The organism is Janthinobacterium sp. CG_23.3, from assembly GCF_046115965.1.
Classification (GTDB): Bacteria; Pseudomonadota; Gammaproteobacteria; order Burkholderiales; family Burkholderiaceae_D; genus Janthinobacterium.
Window position 1 is genome coordinate 1 of record NZ_JBJXIB010000153.1, and the last position, 13,500, is coordinate 13,500.

Annotated in this window: 11 protein-coding genes; 8 read left to right on the forward strand and 3 right to left on the reverse strand. The window is 67.3% G+C overall.

The features are described 5' to 3' along the window. The 7 genes from ACFDR9_RS24515 to ACFDR9_RS24545 form a co-directional block, all read left to right on the forward strand. Nucleotides 1-612, forward strand: a 612-nt coding sequence (locus ACFDR9_RS24515) for a TolC family protein (RefSeq protein WP_409032653.1), incomplete at its 5' end; no start/stop codon positions are given. A gap of 80 nt (nt 613-692) precedes the next feature. After that, nucleotides 693-1,622 (forward strand): DUF4351 domain-containing protein, encoded by a 930-nt coding sequence (locus ACFDR9_RS24520; RefSeq protein ID WP_409032654.1) that lies wholly within the window; start codon nt 693-695, stop codon nt 1,620-1,622. Between the two features lie 128 nt (nt 1,623-1,750). Beyond that, nucleotides 1,751-3,016, forward strand: coding sequence for a lipoprotein-releasing ABC transporter permease subunit (locus tag ACFDR9_RS24525; protein ID WP_409032655.1), 1,266 nt, complete (start codon nt 1,751-1,753; stop codon nt 3,014-3,016). Nucleotides 3,017-3,129: 113 nt separating this feature from the next. Further along, complete coding sequence (locus tag ACFDR9_RS24530) at nt 3,130-4,395, forward strand: lipoprotein-releasing ABC transporter permease subunit (RefSeq protein WP_409032656.1); 1,266 nt, start codon at nt 3,130-3,132, stop codon at nt 4,393-4,395. Beyond that, nucleotides 4,388-5,098 (forward strand): lipoprotein-releasing ABC transporter ATP-binding protein LolD, encoded by a 711-nt coding sequence (gene lolD / locus ACFDR9_RS24535; RefSeq protein ID WP_409032657.1) that lies wholly within the window; start codon nt 4,388-4,390, stop codon nt 5,096-5,098. Before ACFDR9_RS24530 ends, lolD begins: the two co-directional genes overlap by 8 nt. A 2-nt stretch (nt 5,099-5,100) precedes the next feature. Continuing rightward, nucleotides 5,101-5,907: a TatD family hydrolase gene (locus tag ACFDR9_RS24540; protein ID WP_409032658.1), complete on the forward strand. Its 807-nt coding sequence runs from the start codon at nt 5,101-5,103 to the stop codon at nt 5,905-5,907. Beyond that, a complete protein-coding gene (locus tag ACFDR9_RS24545) occupies nt 5,904-6,665 on the forward strand; it encodes a PQQ-dependent sugar dehydrogenase (protein WP_409032659.1) in 762 nt (253 codons plus the stop codon). Before ACFDR9_RS24540 ends, ACFDR9_RS24545 begins: the two co-directional genes overlap by 4 nt. Nucleotides 6,666-6,767: 102 nt before the next feature. Here the strand turns inward: ACFDR9_RS24545 and ACFDR9_RS24550 are convergent, their stop codons facing one another. After that, nucleotides 6,768-8,783, reverse strand: coding sequence for a helicase-related protein (locus ACFDR9_RS24550; protein WP_409032660.1), 2,016 nt, complete (start codon nt 8,781-8,783; stop codon nt 6,768-6,770). Nucleotides 8,784-9,340: 557 nt separating this feature from the next. Here ACFDR9_RS24550 and ACFDR9_RS24555 point away from each other — a divergent pair. Beyond that, nucleotides 9,341-11,755 (forward strand): DNA internalization-related competence protein ComEC/Rec2, encoded by a 2,415-nt coding sequence (locus ACFDR9_RS24555; RefSeq protein WP_409032661.1) that lies wholly within the window; start codon nt 9,341-9,343, stop codon nt 11,753-11,755. Between the two features lie 66 nt (nt 11,756-11,821). On the opposite strand, the gene ACFDR9_RS24560 is transcribed toward ACFDR9_RS24555, so the two are convergent. Both ACFDR9_RS24560 and ACFDR9_RS24565 read right to left on the reverse strand, forming a co-directional pair. Then, nucleotides 11,822-12,514, reverse strand: a complete 693-nt coding sequence (locus tag ACFDR9_RS24560; protein ID WP_409032662.1) for a nitroreductase family protein — start codon at nt 12,512-12,514, stop codon at nt 11,822-11,824. A gap of 75 nt (nt 12,515-12,589) precedes the next feature. After that, on the reverse strand, nt 12,590-13,249 hold the full coding sequence (locus tag ACFDR9_RS24565) for an HAD family phosphatase (protein ID WP_157406497.1): 660 nt from the start codon (nt 13,247-13,249) through the stop codon (nt 12,590-12,592). Between the last annotated feature and the right edge of the window lie 251 nt (nt 13,250-13,500).

The window sequence follows — 13,500 nt, forward strand, 5'->3', positions numbered from 1 at the left end:
CGGCATGGCCCCCCCCCCCCACCCCTCCCCCCCCCCCCTCCCCCCCCCCCCCCCCCCCCCTCTCCCCCCCCCCCCCCCCCCCCCCCCCCCCCCGCCGCCCGCCTGCGGGTGCGCAACCTGGCCGCGACGCTGGCGCCCAAGGTCGACCTGGACTTGCGCCGGTTGGTCAACAACCACACCACGCCGCCGCCGTCGACGATCCAGCGGCGCGGCTGGTCGATCGGCGTCAGCTGGGACTTCCCGATGGGCGGCGAGGGCCTGGCGCGGCGCGACGAGGGCGTCAGCCGGGCCGAGGCGGCCGACGCCGACCTCGCGCGCGCCGAGCAGGCCGCCGGCGCCGACCTGGCCGGGCTGGGGCCGCGCATCGCCAACGCCGAGCGTTCGCTGGCCTTGCTGGCCGAGCAGGAGAAGAAGATGGCGCTGCTGGTGCGCGGCGGGGCGATCCAGTTCGAGGCCGGGCGGCGCAACCTGCAACAGATCATCCAGACCCGCGACAGCTATTTCGTCGTGCAGCAGCGCCGCATCGACCAGTCGCACCGGCTGATCCTGGCGCGGATGCGGCAACTGTCCCTGTCCGGCCGCCTGCTGCCGGCCTTCGGCCTGGCGCCGTAACGCCACGCCGGCGCCGGCGCGGCCGGCGCGGCCTTTGATCCAGACGGCATCGCGTCGCCGCCGCGCCGCTACACTGGGCCATGGCCACGCCACACGACGATTACGACACGCCCTGGAAGGATGCCGTCACGCGCTATTTCTCGGCGTTTATGGCTTTCTATTTCCCGTCCGCGCACGCGCAGATCGACTGGTCGCGCGAGCCGGAATTCCTGGAGCAGGAACTGGCGCAGGTTGCGCGCGACGCCGAGCTGGGCAAGCGCCTGGCCGACAAGTTGGTCAAGGTCACCTTGCGCGGCGGCGCCGAGCGCTGGGTGCTGGTGCATCTGGAAGTGCAGGGGCGGCGCGAGGGTCGCTTCGCCGAGCGCATGTTCGCCTGCAACTACCGCATCTACGACCACTACCGGCGGCCCGTCTCCAGCCTGGCACTGCTGGCCGACGGCAGCGCGTCTTGGAAGCCGGACACCTTCGGCTATCGCCTGTTCGGCTGCGAGATGCGCTTCAGCTTTCCGGTGGTGAAACTGATCGATTACGCCGGCCAAATCGAGCAATTGTTGCAGGACGAAAACCCGTTCGCGCTGGTGACGGCGGCGCACCTGCTGACGCGCCAGACCAAGGGCGACATGGCGCGCCGGGCGGCGGCGAAGCGCCGTCTTTTTGCGCTGCTATTCCAGCGGAATTGGGACAAACAACGTATCATCGACTTCCTCAACGTCATAGACTGGATGATGCAATTGCCCGCCGAGTTGGACAATGAATTGTGGGCCGACATCCCTGCGATGGAAAGGAGCAATGCGATGCCTTACATGAGTTATTTTGAGCGTAAGTTCCGCGGCGAAGGCATGCGCAAGGGGCAGCAGAGCCTGCTTGCGATGCAACTGGAAGAACGTTTCGGCGCGCTGCCGGACGAAGCCCGGGAAAGGCTGGCCTCGGCCAGCGACACGCAACTGCTGGCCTGGGCCAAAGCCTTGTTGCGTGCGCAAAGCGTGGACGAGGTGTTTTCTTCCCGCTGAGCGGAAAACTGAGCGCTAACGAGCAGCGGATTCGGCGCGTTGCGCGCGGCGCGCGTCGAAGGGGGCCGCATCGCCTGTTGATTCTATGGCACACTGCGCACTTGAACGTCTTTTGATCGTCCCAGCGCATGAGCATTTTCCAGAAATTACCGTTTGAATGGCAGGTCGGCCTGCGTTATACCCGCGCCGGAAAACGCAGCGGGCGCAACAGCTTCATCTCTTTTATCTCGCTGATCTCGGTTGCCGGCATCGGCCTCGGCGTGGCCGCGTTGATCGTCGTGTTGTCGGTCATGAACGGCTTCCAGAAGGAGGTCACCGACCGCTTGATGTCGGTGCTGGCGCATGTCGAGGTGTTTGACATCCGCGGCGCCATGCCGGACTGGCGCGAGCAGGCCCAGGCCGCTTTCAAAAACCCGCAGGTGCGCGCCGCCGCGCCCTTCGTCGAAACCCAGGGCATGTTGCTGCGCGACGAGGCCATGCGTCCCGTCATCGTGCGCGGCGTGCTGCCGCAGGAGGAAAGCAAGGTCTCCAACGTCGCCGCCCAGGTCAAGCGAGGCGACTTCAACGACCTGCGGGCCGGTTCCTTCAAGATCGTCCTCGGCGTCGAACTGGCGCGCGCGCTGGGCGCCGAGATGGGCCAGAACGTCACGCTGATGCTCGAACGCGAGCCGGTCGGCAAGGCCGGCGTGCTGCCGCGCATGCGCGCCTTCACCGTTGCCGGCATCTTCGACGCCGGCCACAACGAACTCGACTCCGGACTGGCTTTCATCCATATCGACGACGCCCAGGGCCTGCAGAACCTGGCCGGCCCGTCCGGGCTGCGCCTGCGCCTGGCCGACATGGACCGCGCGCCGCAGGTGGTGCGCGAGCTGAAGGCGTCGATGAGCGGCGAGCTGTGGATGCGCGACTGGTCCAAGGTCAGCGCCAGCTGGTACGCGCTGGTGCAGAGCCAGAAGAACATGATGTTCATCATCCTCAGCATGATTATCGCGGTGGCCGCCTTCAACCTGGTCTCGACGCTGGTGATGACGGTGACCGACAAGCAGGCCGACATCGCCATCCTGCGCACGCTGGGCGCCTCGCCGGCGTCGATCATGAAGATCTTCATGATCCAGGGCGCGGTGGTGGGCCTGCTCGGCGCCGCCCTCGGCGTGCTCAGCGGCGCCGTGCTGGCGTTGAATATCGGCGTCATCGTGCCGGTGATCGAGCGCCTGTTCGGCATGCATTTCCTGTCCAAGGAAATCTACAAGATCAGCGCGGTGCCGTCCGACCTGCACTGGGCCGACGTTAGCACCATCGGCCTGATCGCCTTCGGGCTGGCGCTGCTGGCGACGCTGTACCCGAGCTGGTGGGCGGCGCGCGTCAAGCCCGCCGAGGCGCTGCGCTACGAATAGCCACAGCCACGCCCGCGAGCAAGCCCGGCCGGAGCCTTGCGCGTGGTGTTTCAGCCCGACAAGCCATTTGTATGGCACACTGCGGGCTCAACAGTATTAGAACGCCGGAACTCATGAGTATTATCCAGAATTTGCCTTTCGAATGGCTGGTCGGCTTGCGCTACACGCGCGCCGGCAAGCGCAGTGGCCGCAACAGCTTCATCTCGTTTATCTCGCTCATCTCGATGGCCGGCATCGGCCTGGGCGTGGCCGCCCTGATCATCGTCCTGTCGGTGATGAACGGCTTCCAGAAGGAGGTCACCGACCGCATGCTGTCGGTGCTGGCGCACGTCGAGGTGTTCGACCCGCGCGGCGCCATGCCCGACTGGCAGGGCGCCGCGCGCGAGGCGTTCAAGAACCCGCAAGTGAAGGGCGCCGCGCCTTTCGTCGAAACCCAGGGCATGTTGCTGCGCGACGAGGCGCTGCGCCCGGCCATCATCCGCGGCGTGCTGCCGGAGGAGGAGCCGAAGGTCTCCGACGTGGCCGCGCAGGTCAAACAGGGCAGCTTCAACGCGCTCAAACCGGGCGCCTTCAACATCGTGCTCGGCGTCGAGCTGGCGCGCGCGCTGCGCGTGAACCTGGGCGAAAAAGTCACGCTGATGCTGGCCCAGGGCCAGGTCACCCCGGCCGGCGTGCTGCCGCGCATGCGCAGCTTCACCGTGACCGGCATCTTCGAGGCCGGCCACAACGAATTCGACTCCGGCCTGGCCTTCGTCCACATCGGCGACGCCGAGCGGCTGCTGCGCCTGGAAGGCCCGTCCGGCCTGCGCCTGCGCCTGGGCGACATGAACCGCGCGCCGCAGGTGGCGCTGGAGCTGAAGAAAAGCATGCCGGGCGAGCTGTGGATGCGCGACTGGTCGCAGCTCAACGCCAACTGGTTCGCCGCCGTGCAAACCGAAAAACGCATGATGTTCATCATCCTCACGTTGATCATCGCGGTGGCCGCCTTCAACCTGGTCTCGACCCTGGTGATGACGGTGACCGACAAGCAGGCCGACATCGCCATCCTGCGCACGCTGGGCGCCTCGCCGGCGTCGATCATGAAGATCTTCATGATCCAGGGCGCGCTGGTGGGCATACTCGGCACCATGCTGGGCGTGGCCGGCGGCGTGCTGGTGGCCCTCAACGTCGACGTCATCGTCCCGTTTATCGAACATTTATTAGGAGTGCAGTTCTTGTCGAAGGATATCTACTTCATCAGCACCGTGCCGTCCGACCTGCGCTGGGCCGACGTCTCGAAAATCGGCGTGCTGGCCGTGGTCCTGGCCTTCCTGGCCACGATCTACCCAAGCTGGTGGGCCGCCCGCGTGAAACCTGCGGAGGCGCTGCGCTATGAATAACACCACGCAAAACAACAACGGCGCGGCCGTGCTGTCGTGCCGCGGCCTGGGCAAAACCTTCGTCCAGGGCGACTACCAGGTCAAGGTTTTGGCCGGCATCGACATCGACGTCCACCGCGGCGAGCGGGTCGCCATCGTCGGCGCCTCGGGCTCGGGCAAATCGACCCTGCTGCACCTGCTGGGCGGGCTTGACACGCCGACCAGCGGCAGCGTCACCTTGCTCGGCAAGGACTTCGCCAGCCTCAACGAGAAAGCCCGCGGCGACCTGCGCAACGCCTCGCTCGGCTTCGTCTACCAGTTTCACCACCTGCTGCCGGAGTTCTCGGCGCTCGACAACGTCGCCATGCCGCTGATGATACGGCGCATGAAGCGCGTCGAGGCGCAGGGCCTGGCGCTGCAGATCCTGACCCGGGTCAACCTGGCCAAGCGCGTCATCCACACGCCGGGCGAATTGTCCGGCGGCGAACGCCAGCGCGTGGCCCTGGCGCGCGCGCTGGTGACACAGCCGGCCTGCGTGCTGGCCGACGAGCCAACCGGCAACCTCGACCACGCCACCGCCGAGCAGATCTTCGACCTGATGCTGGAGCTGTCGCGCACCTTGGGCACCGCCTTCATCATCGTCACCCACGACATCGAGCTGGCCAAGCGCTGCGACCGCGTGCTGCGCCTGACCGACGAGGGACTGCAACCGTACTTGGACTAGCCATGTGGATCGACACGCACTGCCACCTGGATGCGCATGAATTCGGCGGCGAGTCGCAGCAGGTGGCCGCGCGCGCCGCCGCCCAGGGCGTGTCGATGATCGTGATACCGGCCGTCGAACGGGCCAACTTCGCCGTCGTGGCGCAGCTGGCCGCCAGCGTCGGCAACGCCAGCTACGCGCTCGGCATCCACCCGATCTACGTGCCGCAGGCCGACGAGGCCGACCTGCTGGCGCTGCGCGCAGCGGTCGAGGCGGCGCTGTACGAGCGCCGCTTCGTCGCCATCGGCGAGATCGGCCTGGACTTCTTTATTCCAACGCTGGCGGAGCCGGCCATGCGCGCCAAGCAAGAGCACTTCCTGCGCGAGCAGCTGAAAATCGCCCGCGACTTCGCGCTGCCGGTGCTGCTGCACGTGCGCCGCTCGCAGGACGTGGTGCTGAAACACGCGCGCCAAATCCGCCCGGCCGGTGGCATCGCCCACGCCTTCAACGGCAGCTTCCAGCAGGCGCAGGGCTACATCGACCTCGGCTTCAAGCTCGGCTTCGGCGGCGCCATGACGTTTACGCGCGCGCTGCAAATCCGCCGCATGGCCAGCGAACTGCCGCTGTCCTCCATCGTGCTGGAGACGGACGCGCCGGACATCTCGCCGAGCTGGCTGCATCCGGCTCGCAACAGCCCGGAACAACTGCCGCGCATCGGCCAGGTGTTGGCCGAGCTGCGCGGCGTCGACGTGGCCGCCATCGCCGCGGCGACCAGCGCCAACGCCCGCTCCGCGCTGCCGCGCATGGCGGCCAACGGAGCGGCGGCATGACGCGCCAGGGCCGCATCGGCGTGGCCGCCGCCTTGCTGTGCGCCGCGCCGGCGCACGCCGCGGTCCCCGCAGCGGCCTCCGGCGCGCGCTGCGACGGTCTGCCGCGCCTGTCGGTGACGACGCCGGACGGCTTCTGCGTCGCCGTCCTCGCCACCGGCCTGGCCTTCCCGCGCGGCGTACAACCTCTACCGAACGGCGACATCCTGGTGGCCGACATGGGTGGCTGGGAGCCGAACCAGGGCGGCGTCTGGCTACTCAAGCGCGGCGCGATCCAGGTCGCGATGCCGGCGCTGAAAAACGACAACGAGCTTCCCCACGACGAACTGAATTTGATCCAGCCCGGCCAATTCTACGGCTGGCCATACTGCTACGACGACAACCGGCCCAGCCCCGAATATCCGACGCTGGGCTGCATCGCCTATCGCGCGCCGGCGCGGCTGCTGCCGCCGCACGCCGCGCCGCTGGGCATGACGTTCTACACGGCCGGCGGCTTCCCGGCCTTATACCGCAACAGCCTGATCATCGGCTGCCACGGCTACCGCCAGCACGGCCGCCGGCTGGTGGCGCTGCTGCCCGACAAGGCCGGCGCACCACTGGGCAAATCGGTCGAGTTGATCGGCGGCTGGACCCGCAAAGGCAAGCAGGGCATGGGCGCCCCGGTCGACGTCAAGCAGGGCCAGGACGGCCACGTCTACATCGCCGACGACCGCAACGGCATGGTTCTGCGGCTGCAATACGTCGGCGCCGCCGCGCGCTGATTTTCGTGGGTCGGGTTAGCGCACAGCGCGTAACCCGACTGGCGTCGGCGGCGGCCCGGCGTCGGATTACGCTGCCGCTAATCCGACCTACGATGCCTCAACTTACCGCATCGATCTACGCCCTGGTTTTTTCTTGGCGCCGCCCACCGGCGCCAGTTCCTGGCGCTTGCGCGCCGCCGAATTTTGCGCGTGCAGAATCGAGTCGACCCGGTCCGACGCCTCGCGCGCCAGCTCGCGCGCCAGCTCGACGTCGGGAAAATACTCGGGCAAGCGGTAGGCCAGCCAGGCGTAGGCCGAGTACAGCCGGCAGGTGTCTTCGACCTGCTGCAGGTTTTGCCACGACAGGTCGGCCACGTGCCGCTGCAGCCGTGTGGGGTGCTGGCGCGACAGCGCCTTAGCCCAGTGCTCCCAGGCGTTCTGCAACGACGGCACCTTGGCCGACACCGGCACCAGCGACAGCGTGAACTTGTCGGCGACCGACAGCGGCAGAGTGTCGAGCCAGAGCGCGCGTTCCGACTGCTCCTCGGTGATGCGCGGATAGAAAAAGCCGTCCGGCACGTCGATGTTGTGGGTGAAGCGTTTCAGCAGCTTGCCCAGCGAGGTCTCGCCGGTGGCGGCGGAGATGCGGTGCAAATGCTCCAGCGACGGCGCTACCGGAAAACCGCTGGCGTTCAGCGCCGGCAGCTTTTCCTTCAGCAGCGAACGCATCACCTCGTGCGTCTGCTCGTCGTAGCCGGCCACCAGCCCCTCCTCGTGGACGCCGAAACGCCCGGCGCGCCCGGCGATCTGCCGGGCCAGCGCCGCCGAGATCTCCTCTTCCTCGACGCCGTTGAACTTGACCGTCGTCGTCATCACAATCCGCGCGATCGGCATGTTCAAGCCCATCGCCAGCGCGTCGGTGCCGACCACCACATCGGCTAGGCCGTCGCGGAAGCGCTGCGCCTGCGCCCGCCGCACCTCCGGCGACAGGTTGCCGTAGACGGTGGCGACCGACAGGCCGACCTCGGTGATCATGTCGCGCCACATCAGCACGTCGCGGCGCGAGAAGGCGATCACCGCGTCGCCGCGACGCAAACCGCGCAGCTTGCGCACGGCGCCCGGCTCCATCGACAGCGGCGCCTTGCGCTTGAGCAGATGCACCTCCAGCGGGCATTCGAGTCGGTCGGCGAGCGCCTCGATGGCGCGCCGCGCCTCCGGTGCGCCGACCAGGTAGACCACGCTGGCGGGCGCGCCGCAGACGGCGGCGGTCCAGGCGGCGCCGCGGTCGCGGTCGGCCAGCATCTGGATCTCGTCGATCACCGCGACCTCGACGGCGGTGCGGGTGTCGAGCATTTCGACCGTGCTGGCGACGTGGGTGGCACCCTCGACGAGGCGGCGCTCCTCGCCGGTGACGAGGCTGACCGCCAGCGGCTTGCCATGCGGCTCGGCCGCCTGCAGGCGCTCGAAGTTTTCCAGCGCGAGCAGGCGCAGCGGCGCCAGGTAAATGCCGCTTTGCGCCTTCGCCAGCGCTTCGATGGCGCGGTGGGTCTTGCCGGAATTGGTCGGCCCGAGCAGGGCGATGAACTTGCGCGGCATGCGCCGCGCCAGCTCGAACGAGGCCGGATACTCGGCCAGGTTGATGCTCTGTTTGGTGCGCGCGGCGTGGCGCTCCTCCTGGTGGCGCTCGACCGCGTGGACCATGCGCTGGCGGATGCGGTCGAAGATCACACCTGCCGGCTCCGAGGTCTGCAGGTCCGCCAGCGTCTGCAGCAGGGGCGCGGGATCGAGGCCGCTGTCTTCGCATTGCTCGACGACGTCCCGCGCAAAGTCGGCGACGTGCTGGCGCAGCTCGTCGAGCGCGGCCTCGGTGGCGCGCTCCTGCACCAGCTGGCGCCGGGCGTCGCGCGCCATGTTGCGCCATTTGGCCGGCCGCGCCAGCACTCCCTGCGCCGGCACCAGTTGGTAGGGCACCTGCAAGCCCGCCGCCTCGACCGTGCCGGCAAAGCGCAGGAACACCCGGCCCTCCATTTTGACAAGGTGGACGCCCTGGGCATGCAGGTCCAGCTCGCGGTTCAGGAAGTCGTCGTCGCCCTCGTCGTTGTCCTGCGGCTGGGATCGGGAAGAGGGGGCAGCAGTCATTTTTTTACCTGGGCGTTAATGTGGTATCGATGCCGATTATATCCCGCCGCCCGGGAATGGACGGTTCGGCCGCCTCTCGCTGAGGCGGCTCAAAAACAAGACGTTTCAACGGGGCCGCGCCTTGTGTCGCCTTGTCCTCCTATCCGACTTTGGCGTCGGCAATTTACTTAAAGCACGCCCTTTGAATGCGGTGGCGATTGCGCATTCTGCTTCGACGTCAGGAAATCGCGCAGCGTCGCGCAGGCATGGTCAAATGTAGGATGGAAATTGAGTGCGTCGATCGCATCGAACTGTATCTTTAATGGCGCGTAGCGATCGTCCAGTTGCTTATATATTGCGTCCACTGAGAGTCAATATCGAACAGTTACCGTCACGAGTGGCGGGGCAGGTGAAAACAGACTTGGAGGAAGCTGATCGCTGCGCACAATTCAACGACAACGCGCCTGACAACTGCGCAGTCTCAACACAATGCGATCAAAGCATATCCGGCCCGGGAATGCTGGGTAATATCGATAACGGTTGCCTCAAAAGTGATGAACCCGATCCGAAGGTAAGCAATGCGCATGGGTATCCTCGGCTTTGTCGGCGGTGCGGCCTGCTTGCAGACGCGCGCCTCCTTGCCCGCGTATCCGGCGCTGTCGCTTGCCGCCGCTATTCTCGTTGGCGGTTTCCTCGTCTTCATCGCGCGCGGACGCCAGCCGCCGCTGCGCGCCGGCTTGGCGCTGTTGCTCGGCCTTGCCTGCGGCTTTTTCTGGGCCGCGCTGCTGGCGCAAACGGCGCTGGCGCCGCAACTGGCCAAGGCCGACGAGGGCCGCGACGTCACGCTGGTGGGCACCATCGACAGCCTGCCGTACCGTTTCGAGCAGGGCGTGCGCTTCAGTTTCGCGGTGGAGGAAGTGCGCGGCGCCGCCGTCAAGGTGCCGCCGCGCGTGGCGCTGTCGTGGTACTCGGGCTATCGCGACGAGGTGGCCGCCGTCGGCGACGTCCAGCCCGGCGAGCGCTGGCAATTGACGGTGCGCTTGCAACGCCCGCACGGCAACGCCAACCCCCACGGTTTTGATTACGAGGTGTGGCTGCTGGAGCAGGGCTTACGCGCCACCGGCTACGTGCGCCCCGACAAGGGCGCGGCGCTAAAGAACCAGCGCATCGACAGCTTCGTGTTCGGCCTGGGCAACCTGGTCGAGCGCAGCCGGGCCACCTTGCGCAAACGCATAGTGCGCGCCCTGGCGGGCAGGGAGTACGCCGGCGTGATCGTCGCGCTGGTGGTCGGCGACCAGCGCGCCATCGACCAGTCGGACTGGCAGGTGTTCAATCGCACCGGCGTCAGCCACCTCATTTCCATTTCCGGCCTGCACATTACGATGATCGCCAGCCTATTCGCGCTGGTGGCGTCGGGCTTGTGGCGCCATTCCTTCTTCACCGGCATGCAATTGCCCTTGCTGCTGCCGGCGCAGAAGGTCGCGGCCTTGACCGGCGCCGCCGTGGCGCTGCTGTATGTGCTGTTGGCCGGCTTCGGCGTGCCGGCCCAGCGCACCCTGTATATGCTGGTCGTGGTGGCGGCGGCCGTGTGGCTGGGCCGCATCACCAGCGTCTCGCATGTGCTGTGCACGGCGCTCGGCGTGGTCGTGCTGCTCGACCCGTGGGCGGTGCTGTGGCCGGGATTCTGGCTGTCATTCGGCGCCGTCGCAGTGATCCTGTACGCCACCGTCGGGCGCACGGCGGCGCGGCGCGACCCCGAGCGCGGCCGCCGCCAGCGTCTGCGCGAAGCGCTGCAACTGGGCGCGCACACGCAGTACGTCGTCACGCTCGGCCTGGTGCCGCTGACCATGCTGCTGTTCGCGCAGGTGTCGCTGGTCAGCCCGCTGGCGAACGCGTTGGCGATTCCGCTCGTCGGCCTGGTCGTGACGCCGCTGGCGCTGGCCGGCAGCCTGCTGCCGGCGCCGCTGTCAACGCCGCTGCTGGTGGTCGCGCATGGCGTCGTGGAAGCGCTGGCCCAGGTGTTGCAATGGCTGAGCGCGCAGCCGCTCGCGGTGTGGAGCGCGCCCGCGCCGCCGCCGTGGATGTTCTGTTGGGCGATGCTGGGTACGCTGTGGATGCTGGCGCCGCGCGGTTGGCCGCACCGCTGGCTTGGCGCCGTCAGCTGGATACCGTTGCTGACCTTGCTTCCCAGCCGTCCGCCCGACGGCCAGATGTGGGTCACGGCGTTCGATGTCGGGCAGGGCATGGCGCTGTTGATCGAGACCGGCGGCCACCGCCTGCTGTACGACACCGGGCCGTTTTACGCGCCCGGTTCGAACGGCGCCAACCGCGTCATCCTGCCGTACCTGAAGGCGCGCGGCATCGACGCGCTCGACGGCGTGATCGTCACGCACAGCGACGCCGACCACTCGGGCGGGGCGCTGTCGCTGCTGGAGGGCGTGCGGGTGGGCTGGTTGTCCTCGTCGATGTGGCCGGAGCACCCCATCGTCAAGGCGGCGCCGCGGCACCGGCGTTGCGCGGCCGGGCAGCAGTGGAGCTGGGACGGCGTGCGCTTCGAGATGCTGCACCCGCCGGCGGCCAGCTACGACGACGTGGCGCTGAAGCCGAACGCGCGCGGCTGTACCTTGCGCGTCAGCGCAGGCGGCGCGGCGATTCTGCTGGCGGCCGACATCGAGGCGGCGCAGGAGGCGCAGCTGGTGGCCAATTCGCCCGAGCGGCTGCGCGCCGACGTGCTGCTGGCGCCGCACCATGGCAGCGGCACCTCGTCCACGGCGGCATTTTTGACGGCGGTGAAACCCGCACTGGCGCTGTTTCAGCTTGGGTATCGAAACCGCTACCACCACCCCAAGGCCGAGGTGTACGAGCGTTACCGGCAGATGGACATCGAGCGCCTGCGCACCGACGAGTCGGGCGCGCTGACGTTGCGCTTCGGCGCGCAGTTGGCGGTGGAGCAGTATCGGTTGGGCCACGCGCGGTATTGGTACGGGCGCTGAGCTGCGCGAGCGTCCTGAATTACAGTTTGTCCGACGACGCCGTTTCGAAAATTTTCATGTGGATGATCAAAGGAAAGTGGCGATCTCGTTCAGCGGCTTCTTGCGGATGTTTGGCACCATGCAGTGCTGGGCCGGGTAGCCGACCACCAGCAGGATGTAGGGTTTTTCGTTGTCGGGCCGGCCGGCGAGCTGGTTCAGGAAGCCCATCGGGCTGGGCGTGTGCGTCAGCGTCGCCAGGCCGGCGTGGTGCAGGGCGGCGATCAAAAAACCGGTGGCGATCGAGACCGATTCCGGCACATAGTAATTCTTGACGACAGCGCCATCGTCCATGACGGTGTTCTTTTGCCCGAAGATGACGATCAGGTGGGGCGCGTCTTCCAGGAACGGCTTGCTGGAGTCGGTCCCCAGCGGCGCCAGCGCGTCCTTCCATTCCTGCGGCGCGCGGCGCTCGTAGAATTCGCGTTCCTCGATTTCGGCTTCGATGCGGATTTGCCGCTTCAGCGCCGGATCGGACACCACGGCGAAATGCCAGGGTTGGTGGTTGGCACCGGAGGGCGCGGTGCCGGCCGTCAGCAGGCATTGTTCGATAACCGAGCGCGGCACCGGCTCGCTGGAGAACTCGCGGATGGTTTTACGGCGCGCCATGTCCTGGTAGAACTGCAGGGCGCGCTGCTCCATCTCTTCTTGCGGATAGGCGCGGTAGCTTGTCAGGGGGATGAATTGCGGGTCGCCTTGGTTGAACGCTAGTTTGCTGGTCATGGCTTTCCTGATAGTAAATTTGGCTGCTGGTCGGGTAGGGGGGGGCGGCTACGAGCCAGGCGCGGGCGGATGTGTTTAGAACAACTGTTGGCGTAGTGCGCGCCAGGAGTCCGGTTGCAACGGCGACACGCTGTAATCGGCCAGCGCGGCCAGTTCGGCGCTGTCCGACACCGCGACGACCCGCAGGCCGGCCGCCTTGGCCGCCGTGATGCCGGTGCGACTGTCTTCGAACGCCAAGCCGGCGTCGGCGCTCATGCCGTGCAGCGCCAGCGCGCGCAGGTAGACGTCGGGCGCCGGCTTGCCCAGCGCGACCTCGTCGCCGCTGCACAGGTGGGCGAAGTGTTCGCGTATGCCGAGGTGGCGCACAGAGGCCTCGATGACGCGCGGGTGCGAATTGGACACCAGCGATTGCGCCAGCCCGCGCCCGGTGAACCAGGCGCAGCACTCCAGCGCGCCGGCGACCGGCCGGGTGCCGCCCAGATGCGCGACGACATGCTCGATCGCCGCGTCGTACCAGCGCGTGTACTGCGGCGGCAGCGCCTGCGCCGGCGCCAACCCGAACAAATGCCGGTACGTGCCCGGCGCGTCCATGCCCGGCGGCAGGCCCAATTCGGCGTCGAGCACCTTGCCGAGGCCAAGGCAGGCGCGCCGAATCGACTCCAGGTGCAGCGGCTCGCTATCGATCAGGGTGCCGTCCAGGTCCCACAGTATTAATTGCGGCGTTGTTGTCTGCATGCTCATATCTGGTCGCCCAGCCTTCGACTTAAGTTTTCAGCAACTTTACATCGCGAAAAATAGGCTGTCAATGGGTATTGAAGTGGTATTGTTCCTCATCATCGATACGTACGGCAAGTACTTGACTACATGGGGGATTGCTTGCAGGGAAGGCCAAGTGGTAGGGTACCGGGGGGGGGGGGAAGGGGGAAGAGGAGGGGGGGGAAGCAAGCGACAGGAGGGAAGGAGCGGCAGAAGGGGAGAGACGGAAA